General features: G+C 63.5%; 27 protein-coding genes. 26 read left to right on the top strand and 1 reads right to left on the bottom strand.

Going from position 1 to position 21,663, the window contains the following annotated elements; genetic code table 11:
* Positions 1-105 precede the first annotated feature (105 nt).
* Positions 106-2,838, top strand: coding sequence for a bifunctional acetaldehyde-CoA/alcohol dehydrogenase (adhE, locus tag F7D09_RS03180; RefSeq protein ID WP_152233982.1), 2,733 nt, complete (start codon positions 106-108; stop codon positions 2,836-2,838).
* A 465-nt stretch (positions 2,839-3,303) separates the two neighbouring features.
* Here the strand turns inward: adhE and budA are convergent, their stop codons facing one another.
* Entirely contained in the window at positions 3,304-4,056 is a 753-nt protein-coding gene (gene budA, locus F7D09_RS03175) for an acetolactate decarboxylase (RefSeq protein WP_152233981.1), read from the bottom strand.
* Between the two features lie 442 nt (positions 4,057-4,498).
* Between budA and F7D09_RS03170 the strand changes: the two genes are divergently transcribed.
* The 25 genes from F7D09_RS03170 to F7D09_RS03045 all read left to right on the top strand — a co-directional run bounded on the left by F7D09_RS03170 (position 4,499) and on the right by F7D09_RS03045 (position 21,530).
* Complete coding sequence (locus tag F7D09_RS03170) at positions 4,499-8,017, top strand: M1 family aminopeptidase (protein WP_152233980.1); 3,519 nt, start codon at positions 4,499-4,501, stop codon at positions 8,015-8,017.
* A gap of 308 nt (positions 8,018-8,325) precedes the next feature.
* The gene (locus F7D09_RS03165) at positions 8,326-9,105 is read left to right on the top strand and encodes a YwiC-like family protein (RefSeq protein WP_152233979.1); all 780 of its coding nucleotides are present in this window, start codon (positions 8,326-8,328) and stop codon (positions 9,103-9,105) included.
* Positions 9,106-9,621: 516 nt separating this feature from the next.
* A complete protein-coding gene (rpsJ, locus tag F7D09_RS03160) occupies positions 9,622-9,930 on the top strand; it encodes a 30S ribosomal protein S10 (protein ID WP_003808013.1) in 309 nt (102 codons plus the stop codon).
* A gap of 17 nt (positions 9,931-9,947) precedes the next feature.
* Positions 9,948-10,604: a 50S ribosomal protein L3 gene (gene rplC, locus F7D09_RS03155; RefSeq protein ID WP_152233978.1), complete on the top strand. Its 657-nt coding sequence runs from the start codon at positions 9,948-9,950 to the stop codon at positions 10,602-10,604.
* Between the two features lie 5 nt (positions 10,605-10,609).
* The gene (gene rplD, locus F7D09_RS03150) at positions 10,610-11,275 is read left to right on the top strand and encodes a 50S ribosomal protein L4 (RefSeq protein WP_152233977.1); all 666 of its coding nucleotides are present in this window, start codon (positions 10,610-10,612) and stop codon (positions 11,273-11,275) included.
* A 5-nt stretch (positions 11,276-11,280) separates the two neighbouring features.
* Entirely contained in the window at positions 11,281-11,577 is a 297-nt protein-coding gene (gene rplW, locus F7D09_RS03145; RefSeq protein WP_152233976.1) for a 50S ribosomal protein L23, read from the top strand.
* A gap of 36 nt (positions 11,578-11,613) precedes the next feature.
* Positions 11,614-12,444, top strand: a complete 831-nt coding sequence (rplB, locus tag F7D09_RS03140; protein ID WP_152233975.1) for a 50S ribosomal protein L2 — start codon at positions 11,614-11,616, stop codon at positions 12,442-12,444.
* Positions 12,445-12,459: 15 nt separating this feature from the next.
* On the top strand, positions 12,460-12,738 hold the full coding sequence (rpsS, locus tag F7D09_RS03135; protein ID WP_003814508.1) for a 30S ribosomal protein S19: 279 nt from the start codon (positions 12,460-12,462) through the stop codon (positions 12,736-12,738).
* A 15-nt stretch (positions 12,739-12,753) separates the two neighbouring features.
* Positions 12,754-13,113 carry a 50S ribosomal protein L22 gene (rplV, locus tag F7D09_RS03130; RefSeq protein ID WP_152233974.1) on the top strand — a complete coding sequence of 120 codons (360 nt, stop codon included), beginning with the start codon at positions 12,754-12,756 and terminating at the stop codon, positions 13,111-13,113.
* A 1-nt stretch (position 13,114) separates the two neighbouring features.
* Positions 13,115-13,936 carry a 30S ribosomal protein S3 gene (gene rpsC / locus F7D09_RS03125; RefSeq protein ID WP_152233973.1) on the top strand — a complete coding sequence of 274 codons (822 nt, stop codon included), beginning with the start codon at positions 13,115-13,117 and terminating at the stop codon, positions 13,934-13,936.
* 4 nt (positions 13,937-13,940) lie between these two features.
* Entirely contained in the window at positions 13,941-14,360 is a 420-nt protein-coding gene (rplP, locus tag F7D09_RS03120; RefSeq protein ID WP_152233972.1) for a 50S ribosomal protein L16, read from the top strand.
* Positions 14,360-14,617 carry a 50S ribosomal protein L29 gene (rpmC, locus tag F7D09_RS03115; RefSeq protein ID WP_152233971.1) on the top strand — a complete coding sequence of 86 codons (258 nt, stop codon included), beginning with the start codon at positions 14,360-14,362 and terminating at the stop codon, positions 14,615-14,617. Before rplP ends, rpmC begins: the two co-directional genes overlap by 1 nt.
* A 2-nt stretch (positions 14,618-14,619) precedes the next feature.
* A complete protein-coding gene (gene rpsQ, locus F7D09_RS03110; RefSeq protein WP_152233970.1) occupies positions 14,620-14,886 on the top strand; it encodes a 30S ribosomal protein S17 in 267 nt (88 codons plus the stop codon).
* A gap of 91 nt (positions 14,887-14,977) precedes the next feature.
* Positions 14,978-15,346, top strand: a complete 369-nt coding sequence (rplN, locus tag F7D09_RS03105) for a 50S ribosomal protein L14 (RefSeq protein ID WP_152233969.1) — start codon at positions 14,978-14,980, stop codon at positions 15,344-15,346.
* A gap of 1 nt (position 15,347) precedes the next feature.
* Positions 15,348-15,683, top strand: coding sequence for a 50S ribosomal protein L24 (rplX, locus tag F7D09_RS03100; RefSeq protein WP_152233968.1), 336 nt, complete (start codon positions 15,348-15,350; stop codon positions 15,681-15,683).
* A complete protein-coding gene (rplE, locus tag F7D09_RS03095; protein WP_152233967.1) occupies positions 15,680-16,252 on the top strand; it encodes a 50S ribosomal protein L5 in 573 nt (190 codons plus the stop codon). The genes rplX and rplE overlap by 4 nt, the downstream gene beginning before the upstream one ends.
* Before the next feature lies 1 nt (position 16,253).
* Positions 16,254-16,439 (top strand): type Z 30S ribosomal protein S14, encoded by a 186-nt coding sequence (locus tag F7D09_RS03090; RefSeq protein ID WP_152233966.1) that lies wholly within the window; start codon positions 16,254-16,256, stop codon positions 16,437-16,439.
* Positions 16,440-16,530: 91 nt separating this feature from the next.
* Entirely contained in the window at positions 16,531-16,929 is a 399-nt protein-coding gene (gene rpsH, locus F7D09_RS03080) for a 30S ribosomal protein S8 (RefSeq protein ID WP_152233964.1), read from the top strand.
* Between the two features lie 17 nt (positions 16,930-16,946).
* Positions 16,947-17,486, top strand: a complete 540-nt coding sequence (gene rplF, locus F7D09_RS03075; RefSeq protein ID WP_152233963.1) for a 50S ribosomal protein L6 — start codon at positions 16,947-16,949, stop codon at positions 17,484-17,486.
* A 1-nt stretch (position 17,487) separates the two neighbouring features.
* On the top strand, positions 17,488-17,859 hold the full coding sequence (gene rplR, locus F7D09_RS03070) for a 50S ribosomal protein L18 (protein WP_152233962.1): 372 nt from the start codon (positions 17,488-17,490) through the stop codon (positions 17,857-17,859).
* Positions 17,856-18,590 (top strand): 30S ribosomal protein S5, encoded by a 735-nt coding sequence (gene rpsE, locus F7D09_RS03065; RefSeq protein ID WP_152233961.1) that lies wholly within the window; start codon positions 17,856-17,858, stop codon positions 18,588-18,590. Before rplR ends, rpsE begins: the two co-directional genes overlap by 4 nt.
* The gene (gene rpmD, locus F7D09_RS03060) at positions 18,590-18,772 is read left to right on the top strand and encodes a 50S ribosomal protein L30 (protein WP_152233960.1); all 183 of its coding nucleotides are present in this window, start codon (positions 18,590-18,592) and stop codon (positions 18,770-18,772) included. Before rpsE ends, rpmD begins: the two co-directional genes overlap by 1 nt.
* 2 nt (positions 18,773-18,774) lie before the next feature.
* Positions 18,775-19,230 carry a 50S ribosomal protein L15 gene (rplO, locus tag F7D09_RS03055; protein ID WP_152233959.1) on the top strand — a complete coding sequence of 152 codons (456 nt, stop codon included), beginning with the start codon at positions 18,775-18,777 and terminating at the stop codon, positions 19,228-19,230.
* Positions 19,231-19,481: 251 nt separating this feature from the next.
* A complete protein-coding gene (secY, locus tag F7D09_RS03050; RefSeq protein WP_152233958.1) occupies positions 19,482-20,816 on the top strand; it encodes a preprotein translocase subunit SecY in 1,335 nt (444 codons plus the stop codon).
* Positions 20,817-20,969: 153 nt separating this feature from the next.
* Complete coding sequence (locus F7D09_RS03045) at positions 20,970-21,530, top strand: adenylate kinase (RefSeq protein WP_152233957.1); 561 nt, start codon at positions 20,970-20,972, stop codon at positions 21,528-21,530.
* The last annotated feature ends 133 nt before the right edge of the window (positions 21,531-21,663 follow it).

Here is a 21,663-nt window from a genome sequence, read left to right as displayed (position 1 = left end):
CATCGAGGCCGTATGGCCATGCGGTCGCAGACGTCCGGCGCAAGGTGCGCCGGCATATGGATAACGAAACCGACGCAACGGTCAACCACAAGTCAAGGAGGATTCATGGCGGAGGAACAGAACAACGACAAGCCGGTCAAGCCGACCCCCGAGGAGAAGCTCGCGGCCGCTCAGGCCGAAGTCGACGCGCTGGTCGCCAAGGGGCTGAAGGCGCTGGACGAGTTCGAGAAGCTCGACCAGAAGCAGGTCGACCACATCGTCGCCAAGGCGTCGGTCGCCGCGCTCAACAAGCACCTGGTGCTCGCGAAGATGGCCGTCGAGGAGACCGGACGTGGCCTCGTCGAGGACAAGGCCACGAAGAACATCTTCGCCTGCGAGCACGTGACCCACTACATGGCCGGGCAGAAGACCGTCGGCCTGATCCGCGAAGACGACGTGATGGGCATCGACGAGGTCGCCGAGCCCGTCGGCGTGGTCGCGGGCGTCACCCCGGTCACCAACCCGACCTCCACCGCGATCTTCAAGTCGCTCATCGCGCTCAAGACCCGCTGCCCGATCATCTTCGGCTTCCACCCGGGCGCCCAGAAGTGCTCCGTCGAGGCCGCGCGCATCGTGCGCGACGCCGCCATCGCGGCAGGCGCCCCCGAGAACTGCATCCAGTGGATCGAGCATCCGTCCATCGAGGCGACCGGCGCGCTCATGAAGCACCCGGGCATCGCCACCATCCTGGCGACCGGCGGCCCGGGCATGGTCAAGGCCGCGTACTCGTCCGGCAAGCCAGCCCTCGGCGTGGGCGCCGGCAACGCCCCCGCCTATGTCGACGCCGACGTGGACGTCGTGCGCGCGGCGAACGACCTCATCCTCTCCAAGCACTTCGACTACGGCATGATCTGCGCCACCGAGCAGGCCATCATCGCCGACGCCGCCGTCTACGACCGTCTGGTCGCCGAGCTCAAGCGCCGCAAGGCCTACTTCGTCAACAAGGAGGAGAAGGCCAAGCTCGAGCAGTACATGTTCGGCTGCACCGCCGGATCCGGCCAGACCCCGAAGCTCAACTCCGTGGTGCCCGGCAAGTCGCCGCAGTTCATCGCGCACGCCGCCGGCTTCGACATCCCCGAGGACGCCACGATCCTCGCCGCCGAGTGCTCCGAGGTCTCCGACGACGAGCCGCTCACCCACGAGAAGCTCGCCCCGGTGCAGGCCGTGCTCAAGTCCACCTCCAAGGAGCAGGCGTTCGAGATGTGCGAGGCCATGCTCAAGCTCGGCGCAGGCCACACCGCCGCCATCCACACCAACAACCAGGCGCTCGTGCGCGAGTACGGCCTGCGGATGCATGCCTGCCGCATCATCTGGAACCAGCCGAGCTCGCTGGGTGGCATCGGCGACATCTACAACTCCATCGCCCCGTCGCTGACTCTCGGCTGCGGCTCCTACGGCGGCAACTCCGTCTCCGGCAACGTCCAGGCAGTGAACCTCATCAACATCAAGCGCATCGCTCGGAGGAACAACAACATGCAGTGGTTCAAGATCCCGGCCAAGACGTACTTCGAGCCGAACGCGATCCGCTACCTGCGCGACATGTACGGCATCGAGAAGGCCGTGATCGTGTGCGATAAGGTCATGGAGCAGCTCGGCATCGTCGACAAGGTCATCGACCAGCTGCGCGCCCGCTCCAACCGCGTCACCTTCCGCATCATCGATTACGTCGAGCCGGAGCCGAGCGTCGAGACCGTCGAGCGCGGCGCCGAGATGATGCGCGAGGAGTTCGAGCCCGACACGATCATCGCGGTCGGCGGCGGCTCCCCGATGGACGCCGCCAAGATCATGTGGCTGCTCTACGAGCACCCGGAAATCCACTTCGGCGACGTGCGCGAGAAGTTCTTCGACATCCGCAAGCGCGCGTTCAAGATTCCGCCGCTGGGCAAGAAGGCCAAGCTGGTGTGCGTGCCGACCTCCTCCGGCACTGGTTCCGAGGTGACGCCGTTCGCCGTCATCACCGACCACAAGACCGGCTACAAGTACCCGATCACCGACTATGCGCTCACCCCGTCCGTGGCCATCGTCGACCCGGTGCTCGCCCGCACGCAGCCGCGCAAGCTGGCCTCCGACGCCGGCTTCGACGCCCTGACCCACAGCTTCGAGGCGTTCGTGTCCGTCTACGCGAACGACTTCACCGACGCGATGGCGCTGCACGCTGCCAAGCTGATCTGGGACAACCTCGCCGAGTCCGTCAACGGCGAGCCGGGCCTGGCCAAGACCGACGCGCAGGAGAAGATGCACAACGCCGCCACCATGGCCGGCATGGCGTTCGGCTCCGCGTTCCTCGGCATGTGCCACGGCATGGCCCACACGCTGGGCGCGCTGCTGCACATCGCCCACGGCCGCACGAACTCCATCCTGCTGCCGTACGTGATCCGCTACAACGGCTCCATCCCCGAAGAGCCCACGAGCTGGCCGAAGTACAACAAGTACATCGCGCCGGAGCGTTACCAGGAGCTCGCGAAGAACCTTGGCGTGGACCCGGGCAAGACCCCGGCCGAAGGCGTCGAGAACCTCGCGAAGGCCGTCGAGGACTACCGCGACAACAAGCTCGGCATGAACAAGTCCTTCCAGGACGCCGGCGTGGACGAAGATCTCTTCTGGAGCATCCTCGACCAGTACGGCATGCGCGCCTACGAGGACCAGTGCACCCCGGCCAACCCGCGCATCCCGCTCATCAACGACATGAAGGACATCGCGGTCGGCGCATACTATGGCGTCTCCCAGGAAGAGGGCCACAGGATCCGCGTCGAGCGTGAGGGCGAGGCGGCCACCGAGGAGGCTTCCGAGCGTCTGTGACGACTGACGTGCCGGCTTGATGCCGGTGGCAGATGACTCACCCAGTGGGGGTTCCGCACACACCGTGCGGAACCCCCACCCGCATATGCGCCGCCGTGAACCATGCACTCTCGGTCCCTCAGCGGTGGAACTGAACATCCCGGCTGTCGTAGGCCCTCGGCCCCCTCGGTGGAGGGGGCTGTCAGCCGCAGGCTGACTGGGGGAGCGTCACACCGCGGTCCGGTCTTTCCCTCGATCCCCATCCGGGTACGTTCCGTCAGGAAATATCGACGGACCGTACTCCTAGCCGCTCTACGAGTACGGTCGGTCGAATTATCCTAACGAAACGTACCCGTAGCGGACGTACGGGTACGTTTCGTCGGGATTTCATGACCGACCGTACTCGAAATGGCCCGTTCGGGTACGTTCGGTCAGGAATGATCGACCGACCGTACTCGAACAGGCAGCAGCGGCAGACATCCGCGCTCATCCCTCGGCGCGCGTGATGTCGTCGGCGATCGAATCGTGACTGAAATCGTGATTGCGGTAGTCCGGGTCGTCCACCGGCAGATGCTGGACCAGCGTGTCGAACACCTGGCTGTAGATCCGTCCATGGTCGAGCACCGCGTCAAGCACGTGACCGCCGAACGTGCGGTCGTCGGAGAGGAAATGTTCGTGGAACCCGGCGACGGCGGCCCCATGGAACATCACCGGCGAGAAATACCCCAGCATCGTGCCCTTGACGTCGTGCCGCAGGAACATCGCCTGCCGGTCCGCCACCTCCACCAGCTTCGGGTACGGCGCCTGCTGTTTGATGACCGCGCGCGTCTTGATGAAGCTGAACGTGCCGCGCACGATCACCGAAAAGAACGTGTTCGCCCTGCCGTTCGCCTCGACGATGCGTTTGTTGAGGTCCTCAAGGCCGATGTCGGCGCGCTCGCACTGGTATTGGAACGCCGCATGATGCACGTTCGCGAACGGCATGGTGAAATCGTCACCCACCCGTTCGGCCGCTCCGCTGGAGCCGACCTTGTAGGCGATGCCGTCGAGGATGATGAGCTCGCCGTCCAGTCCTTCGCCGGTGCCGATGCCCGTGTCGCCATGACGCAGCAGCTCGCCGAGCGTGGTCGTGCCTTCCAACAGTCCCGGCACCAGCAGCGCCAGTGTGCCATGCTGATACAGCTGGTTCGCGTTGTGTGCGGTGATGGGTTTGATCTGGGAACCGCGTGATTGTGTCACGCGACCACGATATCGCCGCGGGAACGCCCATGCAATGCCGCTCTCACGGGGTGATGCGGCGAGATATATGGCGTATGTCACAGTGTCGGCTCACTGTATCGGCGCTGTTCTTCAAACCGTTATCGGATTTTGCGATATCGCGACGGTCTGTTGGCCGGCGAAACCGTAGTAGGCTGTGAAGCAGCTTGAAACAGGGGGAAGAGAAGGGTCAGCGTCAACATCCGACGATGGACGGTCACATCACCCGATTTCAGGTCAAACAGAGAACAATAGTGACGGGCGACCCGTAAACGGTCAAATTACACGGGTCGCCCGGAGTATCCGAGCACAAACAAGGACACCCGTCCAGCAGTGTACCACCATCAGACAGTACTGTTGGCCGGGCGCCCGTGGCGACGGTCCATGCGAATCAACGCATGGGCGGTCGTGGAAGGGAGCCCACATGAGGAACATTCCGGAATCATCAACGCGCGCGGTCCATGCCGCGCCTAGCCCCCGATCAATCCGATCAATCAAGGCGATCACGGCGATCGCGCTGGCCGCGACGCTGGGACTGTCGTCGGCGGCGATCGTCGGGTCGCCGGTCTCCGTCGCGCAGGCGGCGGGAACACGGACCACGCAGACCGCGAAGACCACGCAGGCCAAGACGACGAAACGGGTCGCGGGGGACTCGGCCGACTACATCGCCGACAAGTTCCCCGGCGTCGGCTCTGGCAGCGTGTTCGACGTCGTCACCTACGAGCGGCTGGTCAAAAGCGTGCTGCGCAAGGACGGCAAGTCGGTCATCGTGCTCGGCTCGCCGCGCAACGCCTCGACCAAGGCCGCACTGCCTGAGATCAACAAGGTCGCCAAGGCCAAGGGCATCGAGAAGATCTACTTCTTCGCCCCGCATCTGGGCGGCGACGAAGGCAAGGACGGCGCCGACATCGTTTGGGACCTCAAGAACGCCGATACGCAGAAGACCCTCGGCACTTGGGCGCTGTGGGGCAACGGCGGCAAGAAGGACGCCAAGGCGGGTCTCAAGGACTTCGACGCGACCAACAAGACCGCGCAGCTGAAATACGCGGACGACGGCTATGCCAGCGACGACACGCTGCTGTTGGTGTTCGACCGCGACGGCGGCGAGGACTCGGCCAAGACCATCGCCGCGCAGGACCTGCTCAAGGCTAAGGACGCGGATGCCGTCTCCAAGGACGCCGCCGCATACGGCGACCGCGTGGCCAAGGTGTTCGACGACGCCGGTGTGTCGGGCGGCAAGGAGACCCGATACGGGCAGTACGACTTCTTCGCCGACGCTTTCGCGGCGGCCGCGCCCAAGGTCGATGCCGCCTACGGGGCGGACTATTACCGTAAGAACCCCGGCAAGTTCAAACTGCAGTCGGTGACCGCCGCCGAGCTGATCGACATCCTCAAGACTCCCGGCACGCATAATGTGCTGGTCTCCGGCTCGTGGTGCATCGACTCGAAGCACGCCATCGGCTACGTCTCCGAAAACGCCACGCGCTTCGACTCCGGCCCGGTGTACGTGTTCGACTTCCGCACCGATGGCCGTGTGCTCGGCCTGACGGACTCCTACTTCTCGTCCGACACTGCCGGGCAGAAGCCTTCCGCCGGCTGGATCGGCAACGAGATCCTGACCCTGCTGGGCAAGAACCTCGAATCCGGCACGGCGAACGGCACGACGACCGCCTTCCCGGACGGCGATCCCTCCAAGCAGCCGGTCGCCGGCCCCAAGCGCGTGCGGTCCCCGTTCCTCGCCCAGGTGAAGACCGACAAGGCCGGCGAGCCTGGCGAGGTCATCAAGAACTGGATCCACGTGCTGAAGAACTACGAGCTGCCTTGGAACCCCTACGTCTACGACAAGGAGTACGGCATCGGAGAGCAGGCGAAGGAAGGCGACCTGCTCGACTATGAGCTTGCCAGCGGCAATTTCACCGAAGCGCAGCGTGCGCTCGGCCGCGCCCAGATCGGCGAGTTCTTCAGTGGCACGAGCGTGCAGAGCTCCGGCAGCGCGAATCCGCCGCAGGCCTATGTCAGCCGTGACGACAGCGGCTGCGGCGACACGAACGACACGCTCGACAACGTTCCCGGCGACAAGCTCCTCCAATACCAGGGCACCGACGTCTATGACGCCAAACATTACGACATCGCCGTTGACTATGATCCCGCGGCCGCCGACCAGAAGTCGAACGTGACCGGAACGACGACCATCACCGCCACCGCGACCACGGACCTCAAGGCCATTCCGCTGGATTTCCGCGAGCAGAAGCTCGACAAGTCCGGCATCACCGTGACCGCGGGCGGCACCACGGTGAATGTGACGTCCGTCTCCGGCGTGCACGACTACAGCACCGACTACAACAAGATCTCCCTGCGTCTCGGCTCGACCATCGCCAAGGGCACCGACTTCACGGTCACCGTCCCGTACAGCACCGGCATCCTCGATGCCTTCCTCGCTGACGGCCAGGCCAGTCAGGGATTCTTCAAGACGACCGACGGCCAGGGCATCGCGGTCCTCGGCGAGCCGCTGGGGTCGACCTACTGGTTCCCGAACAACAACACGCCTTCCGACGGCGCCACCTATGAGGTTTCGCTCACGGCACCCAGCGACTACACGGCGGTCAGCGCCGGCGTGCGCAAGTCGGTGACGAACAACGAGGCGGACGGCACCAGCACCACCGTATGGAAGGTGTCGAAGGACACGGCGGCCTATCAGGAGTTCGCCTACATCAGCAGGAACGTGACGACGCTCGGCGGCAGTCGCGGCGACGCCGACGCGAAGGCGGCCGATCCGGACGCGCAGCAGATCACCGTATCCGACGGCAAGGGCGGCACCAAGGTCATTCCCGGACTGAGTTTCGTCAACAAGACCACGTATGACGCGAACGAGAACCGCAACCGCGACAAGGCCGACACGTATTTCAACAAGCTGCCGTATTACATCGGCGAGTTGGAGAAGATCGCCGGCGCGTACCCCGGTGAGTCCGCAGGATTCGTGTTCGACGATCTCTCCGACGGTACCGGGGCCTCGGCCAATGGCATCGGACTGGAAGGCAAGGACCGTCCGGTGCTGGCCGGCTCCGACTTCTCCGGCGAGCAGACGCTCATCCACGAGTACGTGCACCAGTGGTTCGGCGACACCGCCCGGCCGGCTGCGTGGGAGGATCTGTGGCTCAACGAGGCGTTCGCCACGTATGTCACCGACCAGTACTACGAGAACACGAGCGGCCTTGACGTGCAGGGCAAGTGGAAGAAACTGTATGACGACACCGCTGCGGACAATGCGTGGTGGCAGTATCCGGTGACCGGCGACGAGGATGAGGCCGACCTGTTCGGCGGCGCCTCGGCTGCCTACAACCGCGGTGCGCTGGCCTTGGCGGCGCTGCGTGCGACGGTCGGCGACGAGAAGTTCCGCGAGATCGAGCGCACGTGGGTGCAGGAGCATCAGGGGCAGGCGGTGACCACCGCCGAGTTCGTGACGTTCGCATCCGGCAAGGCCGGCGTCAATCTGAACGATTGGGCGAAGACCTGGCTGTACGGCACCAGCAAGCCCGCCGCCTGGCCTGACGGTTCGGCCAACGGAGAGGGTGGCGAGACCGAGCAGCCGGGCAATGGCGAGGGCGGTCAGCCGGGCGATGGCGAGGGCGGTCAGCCGGGTGACGGTGACCAGCAGCCCGGTGACGGTTCCGGCGACCAGCAGCCTGGCGACGGCTCCGGCGATGGCAAGCAGCAGCCTGGCGACGGCAAGGACGGCAATACCCCCACTGCCGACACCGGTACGAACGACGGTGCCACGGTGGACCATCCTCGAGCACACACCGCAGACGGCAGAACGAATGGCGTCCGCGAGCTGTCGAAAACCGGCTCGGCCACGGCTTCCATAGTGGCCGTCGCCGTGGGTGCGCTGATCGCCGGCGCGGCGCTCATCAAACATGCAGGCAGGTCACGGCGTCGACACTGATCCCCTTGCGGTCGACGCTGTGTCGGGCGCCCATGCAATCCGGCATGCGGCGTCCTGCCGGCCTGCAGTAGGCGGCGGGCGGTCCATGGACTTTTTCCTTGTCCTCCATGGTCCGCCCGCCTTGCCGTCTGTACCGGGGCGCGACCATATATAAAGGTGCGACCAATATATATGTATGCGATGTGCGTTTCGTGAGCCGGCGATGACGCCGACACGGACGCAGCCGTTTTCGATTGCGGCGGGATGACCGTCCGGAAACGTAGCCGTGATGCTGGTGCGCGGCACGACGCTGCCGTATCGTAGAGCTCATGGCAGTACGAGAGGTAACGGTACGTGATTGGATTCCCGACCAGCCGGGCGGCTGGATGATGGCATTGGCACCTGCGCTGATGGGCGTGTGCGCGGCATGGCGGCTGACCGGACGGACCAACGGCGTCGCCTGGTGGGCGTTGGCGTGCTGGGCCCTGTGCTATTGCGTGGAATTCACCGGCGGCCGTTGGCTGAAGTCGCATCTTCGGCGTCGTTTCGCATGGCCGGTCGTCGGCTATGGCGTGGCGTTGGCCGCGGTGGGCGTGCCGTTCGTCTGGCTGCATCCCAAGGTGCTGGTCTGGGCTCCCGCGTTCCTGATGTTCGCCGTCGCGGACGGTATGGCCTCATGGCTGCGGCAGGAGCGTTCGCTGTGGGCCGATGCCGTGGCCGTGATGGCGGCCTGCCTGATGCCCATGGTCACGTTCGGTTACGGCGTCGACCCGTATGTGACGCCGCTGGTCACGCTGTACGGCTTCGCGATCGTCGTCTCGTACGCCGCCGTCGAGTTCGGCTCGGTGCTGTTCGTGAAGACGATGATCCGCGAGCATGGCCGCTGGGCGTATGTCGTCGCATCATGGCTTTGGCATGGTGCGGCGCTCGCATGGTGGGTGCGTTCCGGGAACATGTGGCTGATGGCGTTGGGGATCGCGCTGCTGCTGCGCACCATCGTGCTGCCGCTGGCGTTCCGGGTGCGACGGCCGAAACCGATCGTCGCCGGAGCGACGGAAAGCGTCGCCAGCCTGCTAGCCTTCGTCTGCATCCTCATGTCCCTCGCCTGATTGTGGAAATCGGAACTTATGCCCCTTGGCGGCAAGAGTGTTCTAGCGGGTCTCCGGGTTGGGTGTCCCGCCTTTTCTCGGCCCCCTCGGTGGAGGGGGCTGTCAGCCGCAGGCTGACTGGGGGAGCGTTAGCTGTCGGAAGACAGCTAATGGCGACGGCAGTGAACTGGTCGCTTTGCGACACGCCCGCGGAGCCGTATGAAGCGAAGTCCGGTGGGCTTCGCTTAGGCGATGCCGAGCCGTGGCAGCGGCTCGGGAAGATGACAGCACCCGGGCGACACGCCCGAATTCCCCTAATCCACCCCCAATGCTTTAATTATCAAGTTGCCTGTTTAGGGCTCGCGAAATTGGAATCAAAAAAAGCGAGCGTGAGGCAAGGAGCCTGCTTCGGCGGGGGACTTGAGGCTCACGCACTGATGTGGTTATGGCCGCAGGATATTCCTGTGGGTCATGCTCGCCGGTGCCCTTCAAGCAGGATGGTAATAGTCAACGAATCGCTAGAAAGGGCGGACGGCAATGGCGGGACAGAAAATCCGCATCAGGCTTAAGTCCTATGACCATGAGGTCATCGACCAATCGGCGAAGAAAATCGTCGAGACGGTGACGAACGCGGGTGCCACTGTGGTGGGCCCGGTTCCTCTGCCGACCGAGAAGAACGTTTTTGTTGTTATTCGTTCTCCTCACAAGTACAAGGATTCTCGCGAGCATTTCGAGATGCGTACGCACAAGCGTCTCATCGACATCGTGGACCCGACCCCGAAGGCCGTGGACTCCCTGATGCACATTGATCTGCCCGCAGATGTCAACATCGAGATCAAGCTGTAAGGGAGGAGGGAACCACTATGACTTCGCAGAGAGGCAGCCACAAGGCTCTGCTGGGCAAGAAGCTCGGCATGACTCAGGTCTGGGACGAGAACGGTTTCTTCGTCCCCGTCACCCTCGTTGATGTGTCCACCAACGTGGTGACCGCCGTCAAGTCCGAGGAGACCGACGGTTACAAGGCCATTCAGATCGGCTACGGCCAGATCGATCCCACCAAGGTGACCAAGCCGCTGGCCGGTCACTTCGCCAAGGCTGGTGTCACCCCGCGCCGCCACCTCGTCGAGGTGCGCACCGAGGACGCCGCCGACTACCAGCCCGGCCAGGAGCTGACCGTTGCTGATGCCTTCGCCGAGGGGTCTTCCGTCGACGTCACCGGCACCACCAAGGGCAAGGGCTTCGCCGGCACCATCAAGCGCTGGGGCTTCAAGTCCTACCGTCGTACCCACGGCTCTCACAAGAACGAGCGTCGTCCCGGTTCTGTCGGCGCATGCGCCACCCCGAGCCGTATTCTCAAGGGCAAGCGCATGGCTGGCCGCATGGGCCACGTCACCGCCACCGTCCAGAGCCTCAAGGTCATGTCCGTTGACGTCGAGAACCACATTCTCGCTGTCAAGGGCGCCATCCCCGGCCCCAAGGGCGGCATTGTCCTCGTCCGCACCGCAGTGAAGGGAGCCTGATTATCATGGCAAACGTTACGTTCAACGTCACTGACGGCCAGGGCCAGGCCACCGGCACCGTCGAGGCGCCTGCCGAGCTCTTCGGCCACACCGCCGAGGAAGTCCAGGCTCATGTTCCGCTGATCCACCAGGTCGTCGTGGCCCAGCTGGCTGCCGCCCGTCAGGGCACGCACGCCACCAAGACCCGCGGCATGGTCTCCGGCGGCGGCAAGAAGCCGTGGAAGCAGAAGGGCACCGGTCGTGCCCGTCAGGGCTCCATCCGCGCTCCCCAGTGGTACCACGGCGGCACCGTGTTCGGTCCGCAGCCGCGCGACTACTCGCAGCGCACCCCCAAGAAGATGAAGGCCGCGGCCCTGCGCTACGTGCTTTCCGACCGCGCCAACGCCGGTCGCGTCGCCATCGTGGACTTCGGCGTCTCCGAGAAGCCGTCCACCAAGGCTGCGATCGCCGCGCTCGCCCCGGTGAGCAAGGATCAGTTCACCACCGTCGTCTTCTCCCGCGATAACATCAACGAGTGGCTGTCGGTGCGCAACATCCCGACCGTTCACCCGATCTTCGCCGATCAGCTCAACACGTACGATGTGGTCACGGCTCAGTACGTCGTCTTCACGAAGGAAGGCTTCGACGCCTTCGTCTCCGCGAAGACCCAGCCGGCCGCCAAGGAGGCCTGATCTACATGGTCGCTATTCACAAGCCAGCACATGACATCATCCTGAAGCCTGTCGTCTCCGAGAAGAGCTACGCCCTGTCCGATCGCGGCCAGTACACCTTCGTGGTGGCCCCGTCCGCGAACAAGGTGCAGATCAAGCAGGCCATCGAAGAGATCTTCAATGTCAAGGTGACGAACGTCAACACCCTCAACCGCGCCGGCAAGCGTCAGCGCACCCGCACCGGTTTCGGTCAGCGTGTCAACCAGAAGCGCGCCATCGTGACCGTGGCCGAGGGCCAGTCGATCGACATCTTCGGCAACTGAAGGCTAGCCGAGAAAAGTTAAAGGAAGAACTACATTATGGCTATCCGCGTTTACAAGCCGACGACCGCAGGCCGCCGCAACGCGTCCGTCTCGGACTTCTCCGAGCTCACGCGCTCCACGCCTGAGAAGTCGCTGGTCCGCAAGCTCACCAAGACCGGCGGTCGTAACTCCTACGGCCGTATGACCTCCCGCCATCGCGGCGGCGGTCACAAGCGTGCCTACCGTCTCATCGACTTCCGTCGCTGGGACAAGGACGGCGTGCCGGCCAAGGTCGCTCACATCGAGTACGACCCGAACCGTTCCGCCCGCATCGCCCTGCTGCACTATGCCGATGGCGAGAAGCGCTACATCATCGCCCCTGAGGGCGTCGCCCAGGGCGATGTCATCGAGACCGGTGAGAACGCCGACATCAAGCCCGGCAACAACCTGCCGCTGAAGAACATCCCGACCGGTACCGTCGTGCATGCGATCGAGCTCAAGCCGCTGGGCGGCGCGAAGATCGCTCGTTCCGCCGGCGCTGCGGTCCAGCTCGTCGCCAAGGATGGCGCCTACGCCCAGCTGCGTATGCCGTCCGGCGAAATCCGCAACGTTGACGCCCGCTGCCGCGCCACCGTTGGTGAGGTCGGCAACTCCGACCACGCCAACATCCAGCTCGGCAAGGCCGGTCGTGCTCGTTGGATGGGCAAGCGCCCGTGGACTCGTGGTGAGTCCATGAACCCGGTCGATCACCCGCATGGTGGTCGTACCCGTGGTGGCAAGCCGCCGGTTTCTCCGTGGGGCAAGGGCGAGGTCCGTACCCGCCGTCCGAAGAAGGCTTCGAACAAGATGATTGTTCGTCGCCGTCCGAATGGCAAGAACCGCAAGTAAGGGAGTATCGAGAAGATGACTCGTAGCATCAAGAAGGGCCCCTTCGTCGACGCCCACTTGCAGAAGAAAGTCGACGAGCAGAACGAGAAGGGCACGAAGAACGTCATCAAGACGTGGTCGCGTCGTTCGATGATCACCCCTGATTTCATCGGACACACCTTCGCCGTTCACGACGGCCGCAAGCATGTCCCGGTGTTCGTCACCGAGGCCATGGTCGGTCACAAGCTCGGTGAGTTCGCCCCCACGAAGACCTTCAAGGGTCACGTGAAGGACGACAAGAAGGCCCGCCGCTAAAGGAGAGAATGACTTATGGAAGCTAAAGCAATCGCTCGTCACGTCCGCGTGACGCCGCGCAAGGCTCGCCGCATGGTCGACCTCATCCGAGGCAAGAAGGCGACCGAAGCCGTTACCATTCTGAAGTTCGCTCCTCAGGCTGCCGCACTGCCCGTGCGCAAGACCCTGGAGAGCGCCATCGCCAACGCTCGCGTTAAGGCCGACCGCGCCGGCGAGCCGTTCCGCGAGAACGACCTGGTCGTCAAGACCACCTACGTGGACGAGGGTGTGACGCTCAAGCGTTTCCGCGCCCGCGCCCAGGGTCGTGCCGCCCGCATCAACAAGCGCACGAGCCACATCACGGTCATCGTTGCCAACAAGGAAGGGGATCGCTGAGATGGGTCAGAAGATCAATCCGTTTGGATACCGTCTGGGCATCACTGAGAACCACCGTTCCAAGTGGTTTTCCGATTCCAACAAGGTCGGCGAGCGTTACAGCGACTTCGTTCTCGAGGACGACAAGATCCGCAAGGTCATGAACCAGGATCTCGAGCGCGCCGGCGTGAGCAAGATCGTGATCGAGCGCACCCGTGACCGCGTGCGCGTGGACATCCACGCCGCTCGCCCGGGCATCGTGATCGGTCGCCGTGGCGCCGAGGCCGAGAAGGTCCGTGCCAAGCTCGAGAAGCTCACCGGCAAGCAGGTTCAGCTGAACATCTTCGAGGTCAAGAACGCCGCGCTGGACGCCCAGCTCGTCGCGCAGGGCATCGCTGAGCAGCTGACCAACCGTGTCACCTTCCGTCGCGCGATGCGCAAGGCCCAGCAAGACGCCATGCGCGCCGGTGCCAAGGGTATCCGCATCAAGCTCTCCGGTCGTCTCGGCGGCGCTGAAATGAGCCGCTCCGAGTTCTACCGCGAGGGTCGCGTCCCGCTGCAGACCCTGCGCGCCCTGATCGACTATGGCTTCTTCGAGGCCAAGACCACCTACGGCCGCATCGGCGTCAAGGTGTGGATCTACAAGGGCGACATGACCGAGCGTGAGTTCGAGGAGCTGCAGGCTCAGCAGAACAACAACCGTCAGGGCCGTCGTGGCGATCGCCGCCCGCGCCGTGGCAACCGTGGCGCAGGCTCCCAGCAGAAGTCCGCGAACGAGGCTGCACCGGCCGCCCAGAACGCTGGCGCCGCCGAGGCTCCTGCCGCAACGGAAACGAAGGAGTGAGCTGATGCTTATCCCAAAGAGGACCAAATATCGTAAGCAGCACCGTCCTGACCGTCATGGCATGTCCAAGGGCGGCAACGAGATCGCGTTCGGTGATTACGGCATCCAGGCTCTTGCGCCGGCCTACATCACCAACCGTCAGATCGAGGCTGCTCGTATCGCCATGACCCGTTACATCAAGCGTGGCGGCCGCGTGTGGATCAACATCTTCCCGGATCGTCCGCTCACGAAGCACGCTCTCGGCGCCCGAATGGGTTCCGGTAAGGGTGCTCCCGAGTTCTGGATCGCGGACATCCACCCTGGCCGTGTGATGTTCGAGATCGGCGGTGTCTCTGAGGAAGTCGCCCGCGAGGCCCTGCGCCGCGCCATCGACAAGCTTCCGATGAAGTGCCGCATTATCGCACGTGAAGGTGGTGATATCTGATGGCAGTCGGTACCGCTGATTACGCAATCAAGAATCTGAACGAGAAGACCAACGCAGAGATCGAGGGCTTCCTCAAGAAGTCCAAGGAAGAGCTGTTCAACCTGCGCTTCCAGCATGCGACCGGTCAGCTCACCAACACTGCCCGCCTCAAGGCGGTCAAGCGCGACATCGCCAGGATGTACACCGTCCTGCGTGAGCGTGAGCTCGGCATCAGCCAGGAGCCTGAGGCTACCGAAACCAAGTCTGAGGAGAAGTGATCATGGCTGAAACTACTGAGCGTAATTTCCGCAAGGTTCGCCGCGGCTACGTCGTTTCCACCGCAATGGAGAAGACGATCACCGTGGAGCTCGAGAAGCGTTCGACCCACCCGCTGTACGGCAAGGTTGTTCGTTCCACCAAGAAGGTCAAGGCCCATGATGAACACAACGAGGCGAAAATTGGCGACCTCGTGAGTATTATGGAAACTCGGCCTTTGAGCAAGACCAAGCGTTGGCGTCTCGAGTCCATTATCGAGCGCGCTAAGTAACAAGTTCGGCAAGGCTCCGCGAGCCACCCCGCCCATGCTGGTACAGGTGGGCGGGGTGTTCGGGGAGAACCAGCTCGGCTAAGGAGAATCAATGATTCAGCAGGAAACGCGGCTTCATGTCGCCGACAACACGGGTGCCAAGGAGCTTTTGGCCATCCGAGTGCTCGGCGGATCGAAGCGACGCTATGCCGGCCTCGGCGACATCATCGTCGCCTCCGTCAAGGATGCGATCCCTGGCGGGTCGGTCAAGAAGGGCGACGTGGTCAAGGCCGTTGTCGTCCGCACCGTCAAGGAGCACCGTCGTGTGGACGGCTCCTACATCAAGTTCGACGAGAACGCCGCCGTCATTCTCGGCTCCGGCCGTGAACCGAAGGGCACTCGTATTTTCGGACCGATTGCTCGTGAGCTGCGCGACAAGCGCTTCATGCGCATCGTGTCCCTCGCCCCGGAGGTGATCTGACATGGTAGCCAAGATCAAGAGCGGCGACCTGGTCAAGGTCATCCGTGGCAAGGATCGCGGCAAGGAGGGCACCGTCACCCGCGTGCTCCCCAACGACCGTCTGATCGTCGAGGGCGTGCAGATGGTCAAGAAGCACGTCCGTGCCAACCAGCAGGGACAGCAGTCCGGCATCGTCTCCGTCGAAGCTCCGATCCATCGCTCCAACGTGATGGTCATCGACCCGGAGACCAAGCAGCCGACCCGCGTCGGTGTGATCGTTAAGCAGGAGGCCCGTGACGGCAAGGTGAAGACCGTGCGCGTGCGTGTCGCCAAGAAGTCCGGAAAGGAGCTGGCATGACCGATAGCACTATCGAGGCGCCGGCAACTCCGCGCTTGAAGCAGCAGTACAAGGACGTCATCGTTCCCGAGCTCGAGAAGGAGTTCAAGTACTCCAACCCGATGCAGGTCGCTCGTGTCCAGAAGGTCGTCGTCTCCATGGGTGTCGGCGCCGCTGCCCGCGACTCCAAGCTCATCGAAGGCGCAGTCAAGGACCTCACGCTGATCACCGGCCAGAAGCCGAAGATCACCAAGGCGAAGAAGTCCGTCGCGCAGTTCCACCTGCGTGAGGGCCAGGCCATCGGCGCGTTCGTCACCCTGCGTGGCGACCGCATGTGGGAGTTCCTGGATCGTCTGCTGACGCTGGCCCTGCCGCGTATCCGCGATTTCCGCGGCATCAACGGCAACCAGTTCGATGGTCAGGGCAACTACAACTTCGGTCTCACTGAGCAGTCCATGTTCCATGAGATCGATCCGGATTCGATCGATCACCGTCGCGGTATGGACATCACCGTGGTGACCAGCACCAAGGACGACAAGGAAGCCCGCGTGCTCCTTAAGCACCTCGGCTTCCCCTTCAAGGAGAACTGATATGGCAAAAACCGCTCTGAAAATGAAGGCGGCCGGCAAGCCGAAGTTCAAGGTGCGTGCCTATACGCGCTGCCAGGTCTGCGGTCGTCCCCACTCCGTCTACCGCAAGTTCGGCCTGTGCCGCATCTGCCTTCGTGAGAAGGCCCACCGCGGCGAGCTGCCCGGAGTCACTAAGTCCAGTTGGTAAACATCGACGCTGAAGGTCCGCGGCCCGAACCCCTCGCATGACGAGGGGCGAGGGCGGCGGAAACCACGGCGAGAAAGGGCAACAAGCCCACATGACAATGACAGATCCGATCGCAGACATGCTTACGCGTCTGCGTAACGCGAGTGCGGCGAAGCACGTGACCGTCGACATGCCGTACTCCAAGTTCAAGGCGAACATCGCCGAGATCCTGAAGCGTGAAGGCTACATCAAGGACTTCACCGCCAAGGAAGCCAAGGTCGGCCAGACCCTTGAGGTCACCCTCAAGTACGGCCCCAACGGCGAGCGTTCCATCCAGGGCATCAAGCGCATCTCGAAGCCGGGCCTGCGTCGCTACGCGAAGTCCGACTCCCTGCCCATGCCGCTGGGTGGCCTCGGCATCGCCATCATCTCGACCAGCTCGGGATTGCTGACTCAGAAGGAATGCCTCGACCGGGGCATCGGCGGCGAGATCGTCGCCTACGTGTGGTGAGAAGGGAGAGCTAGATCATGGCATCGCATATTGGTAAGCTCCCCGTCACCATTCCGGCTGGCGTGGAAGTCAACATCGAGGGTCAGAACTTTTCCGCCAAGGGCGCCAAGGGTTCCGATTCCTACGTGATTCCCGAGGGCATCACCGCTAAGGTCGAAGGCAACGAAATCATCGTCACCGCCGCCGACGATCTGCGTCCCACCCGTGCCAAGCACGGCCTGAGCCGCTCGATCATCGCGTCCATGGTCAAGGGCGTGCATGACGGTTACGAGAAGCACCTGCTCATCGTCGGCACCGGTTACCGCGCCGTGATGAAGGGCAAGGGCATCGAGTTCTCCCTCGGCTACTCCCACACGATCACCGTGAACCCGCCGGAAGGCATCACGTTCGAACTGCCGAACGCGAACGAAGTGGTCGTCAAGGGCACCGACAAGCAGGTCGTTGGCCAGGTTGCCGCGAACATCCGCAAGCTTCGCGCTCCGGAACCCTACAAGGGCAAGGGCATCAAGTACGCGGACGAGCACATCCTGCGCAAGGCCGGAAAGGCTGGTAAGTGATATGAGCGTCAAGATTCTCGGTAAGGGCAAGAAGGTTTCGCTCAAGCGCCGTCACGCCCGCCTGCGCAAGCGCATCTCCGGCACCCCGGAGCGTCCGCGTCTCGTCGTCACCCGTTCCAACCGCCACATGGTCGCCCAGATCGTGGACGACACCAAGGGCCACACCCTGGTGAGCGCCTCCACCCTGACCGCCGACTTCGAGGGCTTCGAAGGCACCAAGGTCGAGGCCGCCAAGAAGGTCGGCCAGCTGGTCGCCGAGAAGGCCAAGGCCGCGGGCATCGAGCAGGTCGTGTTCGACCGCGGTGGCAACAAGTACACCGGTCGCGTCGCAGCCGTCGCTGAAGGCGCCCGCGAGGGAGGTCTGGCACTGTGAGCGACAACGAAACCCAGAAGGAAACCCAAGTGGCTGAAGAAACTCAGAACACTGCGGCGCCCGAGAACAACAACGACGAGCGCAAGTCCCGTCGCGGCCAGCGTGGCGAGGGTCGTCGTGGCGACCGTCGCAACCGCCGCGAGGAGAACAAGGGCGACGAGCTGCTCGACCGCGTGGTGACCATCAACCGTGTGTCCAAGACCCACAAGGGCGGCCGTACGTTCAGCTTCGCCGCTCTCGTCGTGGTCGGTGACGGCAACGGCACCGTCGGCGTCGGCTATGGCAAGTCCCGTGAGGTCCCGGCGGCCATCGCCAAGGGCCAGCTGGACGCCAAGAAGCACATGTTCACCGTTCCGCGCGTCCGTGGCACCGTCACCCACCCGGTGATCGGCCACGATGCCGCCGGCACCGTGCTGCTCCGTCCGGCCGCCCCGGGAACCGGCGTTATCGCCGGCGGCCCGGTCCGCGCCGTCATGGAGTGCGCCGGCATCACCGACATCCTCACCAAGTCGATGGGCTCCGCCACCGCCGTGAACATGGTTCGCGCCACCGTGGCCGCCCTGAAGCAGCTTGAGGAGCCGGAGGAGATCGCCGCCCGCCGTGGCCTCGCTCTCAACGAGGTCGCCCCCGACGCGATGCTCCGCGCTCGCGCCGCCGGCATCGCCGAAGCCAAGAAGGCCCGTGAAGAGGCCAAGGCCAAGGCTGCCGCCGAACAGAAGGATGGTGAGTGATGGCTAACCTGAAGATCACGTTGCACCACGGCCTCGTGAACCGTACGCCCGTCCAGCGCGCTACGGTCCAGAGCCTTGGCCTGCGCAAGATCGGCCAGAGCGTGATTCGCGAAGATACGCCGTCTACCCGCGGCATGATCCTCGCGGTCCGTCACCTCGTTACCGTTGAGGAGGTTGACTGATCATGGCGAATGATGATGAGATCCTGCAGATGCACAACCTGAAGCCCGCCCCGGGCGCCAAGAAGGACCGTACCCGCGTCGGCCGCGGTGAGGGTTCCAAGGGCAAGACCTCGGGTCGTGGCGACAAGGGTACGAAGAAGCGCTACCAGGTTCGTCCGGGCTTTGAAGGCGGCCAGCTGCCGCTGTACATGCGCCTGCCGAAGCTGCGCGGCTTCAAGAGCCCCTTCAAGAAGGTGTATCAGGTCGTCAACGTGTCGGCTCTCGGCGAGCTGTTCCCGAACGGTGGCGAAGTCACCGTCGAGGATCTGGTTGCCAAGGGTGCCGTCCGTGGCGGCAACCCGGTGAAGGTGCTCGGCGATGGCGACATCACCGTGGCGCTCACCGTGAAGGGCGTCAAGGCGTCCGCTTCCGCCAAGGCCAAGATCGAGGCCGCCGGCGGTTCCGTCTCCGAGGACTGATGATCCCAGGGGACATGTCAGGCAATGACTGATGGAATATGGCCCTCCCCGCTACGGCGGGTGAGGGCCATATTCGTCATATGGCAGTTCGTGGCAGCATGTGACATAGGGGCGCTGCAAGCCGGGTTCAGTGGAGGTCGCCGGCGAAGAACGTGAGATATGCGTGTCTTGGGTAGACCCCGTACGCTAGACTCGACGGTTAGAGTCTGTTTGCTTCGGTGCGCAGGTGCGCACAACGGAAAGGAATCCTTGTGAGGACGTTAATCCAGGCCTTTCGGACCAAGGAACTGAGGAATAAGATCCTCTTCACCTTGGCCATGATCATTATCTATCGCATCGGATCGTTCATCCCAACGCCGGGTGTGAACTACAAGATGGTGCACGAGTGCATCACCACCCTGAGCGGAAGCCAGGAAAACTTCATCGGTCTGGTGAACCTGTTCTCCGGTGGCGCCATGATCCAGCTGTCGATCTTCGCGCTGGGCGTCATGCCGTACATCACCGCATCCATCGTGGTGCAGCTGCTGCGCGTGGTCATCCCGCGCTTCGAGGCGCTGCACAAGGAGGGCCAGTCCGGTGAAGCCAAGCTGACGCAGTACACCCGTTACCTCACCATCGGCTTGGCCGTGCTGCAGTCCACCACGATTCTGGTGACCGCCCGCTCCGGCGCGCTGTTCAACAACCTGTGCTCCTCGCCGATTCCGGACGGCTCCGTGTGGAACCTCACGGTCATGGTGCTCATCATGACCGGCGGCACCGGCCTCATCATGTGGATGGCCGAGCTCATCACCGACAAGGGCATCGGCCAGGGTATGTCCATCCTTATCTTCATGTCCATCTGCTCCGGCTTCCTGCCGCAGCTGTGGGAGATCGGCTGGGGCACCAACGGCACCGACGGCGACTGGATGAAGTTCGGCATCGTCACGGGCGTGCTCGTGGTCATCCTCATCTTCGTCGATTTCGTCGAGCTGTGCCAGCGTCGTATCCCCGTGCAGTACACCCGTCGCATGATCGGCCGTAAGATGTACGGCGGCTCCTCCACCTACCTGCCGCTGAAGATCAACATGTCCGGCGTCATCCCGCCGATCTTCGCCTCCTCGATTCTGGCCATCCCGACCCTGATCGCGCAGTTCGACTCGAGCGCTAACTGGGCCACGTGGATCAACAACAACCTGGCGAACACCACGAGCGTGTGGTACATCGTGCTCTACGCGCTGATGATCGTGTTCTTCTGCTTCTTCTACACCTCGATCACGTTCAACCCGGACGAGACCGCGGACAACATGAAGGAGTACGGCGGCTTCATCCCGGGCATCCGTGCGGGCAACGCCACCAGCCGCTACCTGAGCTATGTGATGAACCGCCTCAACACGGTCGGCGCCGTCTACCTGCTGTTCGTGGCGCTCATCCCGACGGTCCTCATCATGGCCCTCAACCTGAACGCGAAGCTGCCGTTCGGCGGCACGACCATCCTGATCATCGCGGGCGTCGGCCTCGACACCCTGCGTCAGGCGAAGGCCCAGACCGAGCAGTTCCAGTACACCGGCTTCCTGCTCGAGGACATCGATCACAAGGAAGGCAAGTGATTCCGCGCATAGCGGTCGTCACCGTCGCGTGACCTACAGGCTCCCCATCGTCCGTTCGGATGGTGGGGAGCCTTCCGTACCGGTCCGGTTCCGGTACAGTAACCTCAAGGTTTTCATCCAATAATCATCTATCACGACGATAAGGAGCATCACATGCGTCTTCTCATCATGGGTCCGCAGGGCGTCGGCAAGGGCACCCAGGCCGCTCTCCTCGCCGAGCACTACGGCATCCCGGCGATCTCCACCGGCGACATCTTCCGCTACAACATCAAGAACAAGACCGAGCTCGGCCTTGAGGCGCTCAAGTACACCGACAAGGGCGAGCTGGTCCCCGACGAGCTGACCAACAAGATCGTCAAGGACCGTCTGGCCATGGACGACGCCAAGAACGGCTGGATCCTCGACGGCTACCCGCGCAACGCCTCCCAGGTCGAGGCGCTCGACGCGATGCTCGCCGAACTCGGCACGCCGCTGGACAAGGTCGTCGCGCTCGACGCCGACCATGACGTCCTCATGGAACGCATCGCCAAGCGCGCCAAGGAGCAGGGCCGTTCTGACGACACCCCTGAGGCGATCGCCAAGCGTCTGGCCACGTACGCCAAGGAGACCGCTCCGCTGCTCGACATCTACAAGGACCGTGGCCAGCTGGTCGCCATCGATGGAGTCGGCGACATCGACGCCATTCAGGCGAACATCGTGAAGGCGCTTGGCTGAGAGCCGACCGGCTGCAGACCGTAGTTCGGAGTGCCTGAAGAGATGCCTTCACACAAAACCGGTATGCGCGACACGCCCAGTGTTGCAAATACCGGTTTTCGTGTATATTAGTAAGTTGGCGTGTCTTAGGGCA

The organism is Bifidobacterium leontopitheci (assembly GCF_009193355.1).
Taxonomy (GTDB): domain Bacteria; phylum Actinomycetota; class Actinomycetes; order Actinomycetales; family Bifidobacteriaceae; genus Bifidobacterium; species Bifidobacterium leontopitheci.
The sequence above is the reverse complement of the archived record's forward strand: the minus strand, read 5'-3'. Positions and strand labels throughout refer to the sequence as shown.